This window comes from Mesorhizobium sp. M7A.F.Ca.US.014.04.1.1 (genome assembly GCF_003998745.1).
GTDB lineage: Bacteria > Pseudomonadota > Alphaproteobacteria > Rhizobiales > Rhizobiaceae > Mesorhizobium > Mesorhizobium ciceri.
In genome coordinates this window covers 1-2,947 of sequence record NZ_RZRW01000654.1, presented here as the reverse complement: position 1 = coordinate 2,947, position 2,947 = coordinate 1, and the positions used below count along the sequence as shown (strand labels likewise).

Annotated in this window: 3 protein-coding genes; all 3 read left to right on the top strand. The window is 63.0% G+C overall.

Annotated features, from left to right (window positions below; translation table 11 throughout):
- Window positions 1-368: 368 nt before the first annotated feature.
- The 3 genes from EOA22_RS29370 (at window position 369) to EOA22_RS29360 (ending at window position 2,786) form a co-directional block, all read left to right on the top strand.
- Window positions 369-1,088: a DnaJ family molecular chaperone gene (locus tag EOA22_RS29370; RefSeq protein ID WP_013530944.1), complete on the top strand. Its 720-nt coding sequence runs from the start codon at window positions 369-371 to the stop codon at window positions 1,086-1,088.
- The gene (locus EOA22_RS29365; RefSeq protein WP_013530945.1) at window positions 1,085-1,843 is read left to right on the top strand and encodes an N-acetylmuramoyl-L-alanine amidase; all 759 of its coding nucleotides are present in this window, start codon (window positions 1,085-1,087) and stop codon (window positions 1,841-1,843) included. The genes EOA22_RS29370 and EOA22_RS29365 overlap by 4 nt, the downstream gene beginning before the upstream one ends.
- 211 nt (window positions 1,844-2,054) lie before the next feature.
- Window positions 2,055-2,786 (top strand): lytic transglycosylase domain-containing protein, encoded by a 732-nt coding sequence (locus tag EOA22_RS29360; RefSeq protein ID WP_013530946.1) that lies wholly within the window; start codon window positions 2,055-2,057, stop codon window positions 2,784-2,786.
- Window positions 2,787-2,947 lie beyond the last annotated feature (161 nt).

The window sequence follows — 2,947 nt, the reverse complement described above, 5'->3', positions numbered from 1 at the left end:
GCGGTACGAACAACACCACCACCCAGAGCACCACCCCGCCGGCCGCCGAGGAACCGATGAAACCGGCCACCCCGGAAGCCACGCCGCCGGCCGCGACGCCTCCGGCAACGGATAATTCGACCACGAAGAGCATCACACCCGAGAAGCCCGCCGAGCCGGCTCCGGCAACACCAGCTCCTGCGCCCGCGCAGTAGTGAGCAAGCAGTACTTCTTGTGATGAATGAGGAAGGTCGGCTCGCGCCGGCCTTTCTCATGTCGTCCGAGCGCCGTGGGCCAATCCCTCTCGCGCGCCGGATCGATTTGTCGCGCAAAGCCTGCGGCACTGTCCCGGCTTGATAGGAGGGAGCGGTGGCTCTAAGAAGCAGGCCATGTCGATTTGGGATCGCCTCGGCGAGTTCATCACCCGCGTTTCATCCTCAACCTCGTCGGGTGTCGTCGACGTTGTCGAGGCTGTGCGCACGGTTTTCTCCGGCGATGCGGATTTGCGCCGGCGTGTCGCCTTTTCGGTGGCGATGATCGCGCTGTCGGCCAAGATGGCCAAGGCCGATGGCATCGTCACCCAGGACGAGGTGCGCGCCTTCCAGGAGATATTCGAAGTGCCGCCGAAGGAGACGCGCAATGTGGCGCGGCTGTTCGATCTCGCCCAGCGCGACGTGGCCGGTTTCGAAACCTATGCCGAGCGGATGGCCCAGATGTGCGGTTCGGGGCATTCCAACTGCGTGATGCTTGAAGACATACTCGACGGTCTGTTCCACATTGCCAAGGCCGACGGGCTGGTGCACGAGCGCGAAGGCCATTTCCTGCACCGCATCGCCGAGATTTTCCGCATCGACGAAGCGCATTACGAAGCCATCATGGCCCGGCACGTCAATCTCGGCGCCGGGGATCCCTATGTCGTGCTGGGCATCGAGCGCGGCAAGCCGTTCGAAGAGGTCAGGAAACGCTATCGCAAGCTGGTTTCCGACAATCATCCGGATCGGCTGATCGCGCGCGGCCTGCCTCAGGAATTCATCAAGATCGCGACCACCAGGGTGGCGGCGATCAATGCCGCCTACGAGATGATCGAGCGGGGCCTGCGCCACGCATGAGCGGCTTTCTGCCCGACGAGCCACGTGCCGAAGTCAGGGTATCGCCGAATTTCGGCCCGCGGCGCGAGACAACACCCAGGCCCGACATGATCGTGCTGCACTACACAGGCATGGCGACCGGCGCCGGGGCCGAGGCCTGGCTTTGCGATCCGGCCAGCGAGGTCTCGTCGCATTATCTGGTCCACGAGAATGGCCATATCGTGCAGATGGTCAGGGAAAGCGACCGCGCCTGGCACGCCGGCAAGAGTTCGTGGTTCGGATGCGCCGACATCAATTCCTGTTCCGTCGGCATCGAGATCGTCAATCCGGGGCATTCGCTGGGCTATCCCGGTTTTCCCCGGCGGCAGATCGATGCCGTGATCGGGCTGTGCCGGGGGATCGCCGGTCGGCATTCGATCGCCGCCGAGCGGGTACTCGCGCATTCCGATGTTGCGCCGGGGCGCAAAATCGATCCCGGCGAGAAGTTTCCGTGGCGGGCGCTATTCGAGGCCGGTGTCGGCCATCTCGTTACGGCCGCCCCCGTCAGGCGAGGCGCTACTCTGACAACCGGCGACACCGGCGGCGATATCGAAGCGTTGCAGTCGATGCTGGCGCTCTACGGCTATGGCGTTGAAATATCCGGCGTTTTCGACCGGCAGACGGAGGCGGTGGTCGAAGCCTTCCAACGGCATTTCCGGCCGCGCAAGGTGGACGGCGTTGCCGACGGCTCGACGCTGCGGACGCTGCAAAGGCTGCTTGCTTCCGTGAAGCGCTAATCCCCGGGAGACCTCTCCCAAGCAATTCTTTCCAATCCTTAAGTTACAGGCTGTCACTCAAAGTGACTTGCCTGGCCTTGTTTGACACCAATTCGGGCGTCAAACGGCTGACGTGTAGATGTCGGACCCCAAGCCCCCCCCGGGTTGTTCCGACGTTGGTTAGGCGTTGCTGCGTGAACATCTTCGCGCGGTTCAGACAGAACAGGATCACATGCAGAAATTTACCGTTTTAACGGCAGCTCTTGCTGCCGGCGTAATGACTTTTGCCTTCAGTGCGGCGCATGCAGCGTCATTCAGCCCGCGGGCCGATCAAGGGTTTCCCGTGGTATCCGCAAAAAGCGGCAAGGCAGGCCACGACGCCAAGGCGACAAAGCAGGCATCCGCCAAAGCGGAGACGAAGCGGGCTTCCGCCAAAGCGGAAAAGGCAAGCTGGTCCAAACCGAAGAAGTCCATCGCCAAAAGGCAGACGAAGCGCGGCCGCAAGACCGTCGACATGACGAGAACGGCATCGATCGGCCTCAGGAACGCGGCGGAGTCGACGGCCGCGGTGGCGAGCAGCGGCCAGTATTCCGCAATCGTTGCCCGCTATGCGGCGATCGAAGGCGTGCCCGTGTCGCTCGCCTCGGCGGTCATCAAGATCGAGAGCAACTACCGGCCCAACATCGTCGGCAGCGCCGGCGAGATCGGCCTGATGCAGATCAAGCCGGCCACGGCTCGGATGATGGGCTATAGCGGCTCCGCCAAGGGCCTGTTCGATCCCGACACCAACATCAAATACGGCATGAAATACCTTGCCATGGCACGGAGCCTCGGTGGCGGCACGACCTGCGGCACCATTCTGAAATACAATGCCGGGCACGCCGCAACGCGGATGAACCCCGTGTCGGCAGCCTATTGCGGCAAGGTCAAGGTGCAGATGGCTGCGCTTGGATCGCCCGCATAAGTCAGCTTTTTCGTTTGCGTTTTCGGGCGTGAACCCCTTTATACGCTCTGCCAGCTGGCTGGGCGGCCGCACCCGCAAACGCCGAAAGGTCGTGGGTGAGGAAAGTCCGGGCTCCATGGAAACACGGGGCCGGTTAATGGCCGGCGGGGGCGACCCCAGGG

Excerpts from the sequence above, each read along its gene's own strand:
- EOA22_RS29365 (WP_013530945.1), top strand. The coding sequence starts at position 1,085 with ATGAGCGGCTTTCTGCCCGACGAGCCACGTGCCGAAGTCAGGGTATCG.
- EOA22_RS29370 (WP_013530944.1), top strand. The coding sequence starts at position 369 with ATGTCGATTTGGGATCGCCTCGGCGAGTTCATCACCCGCGTTTCATCC.
- EOA22_RS29360 (WP_013530946.1), top strand. The coding sequence starts at position 2,055 with ATGCAGAAATTTACCGTTTTAACGGCAGCTCTTGCTGCCGGCGTAATG.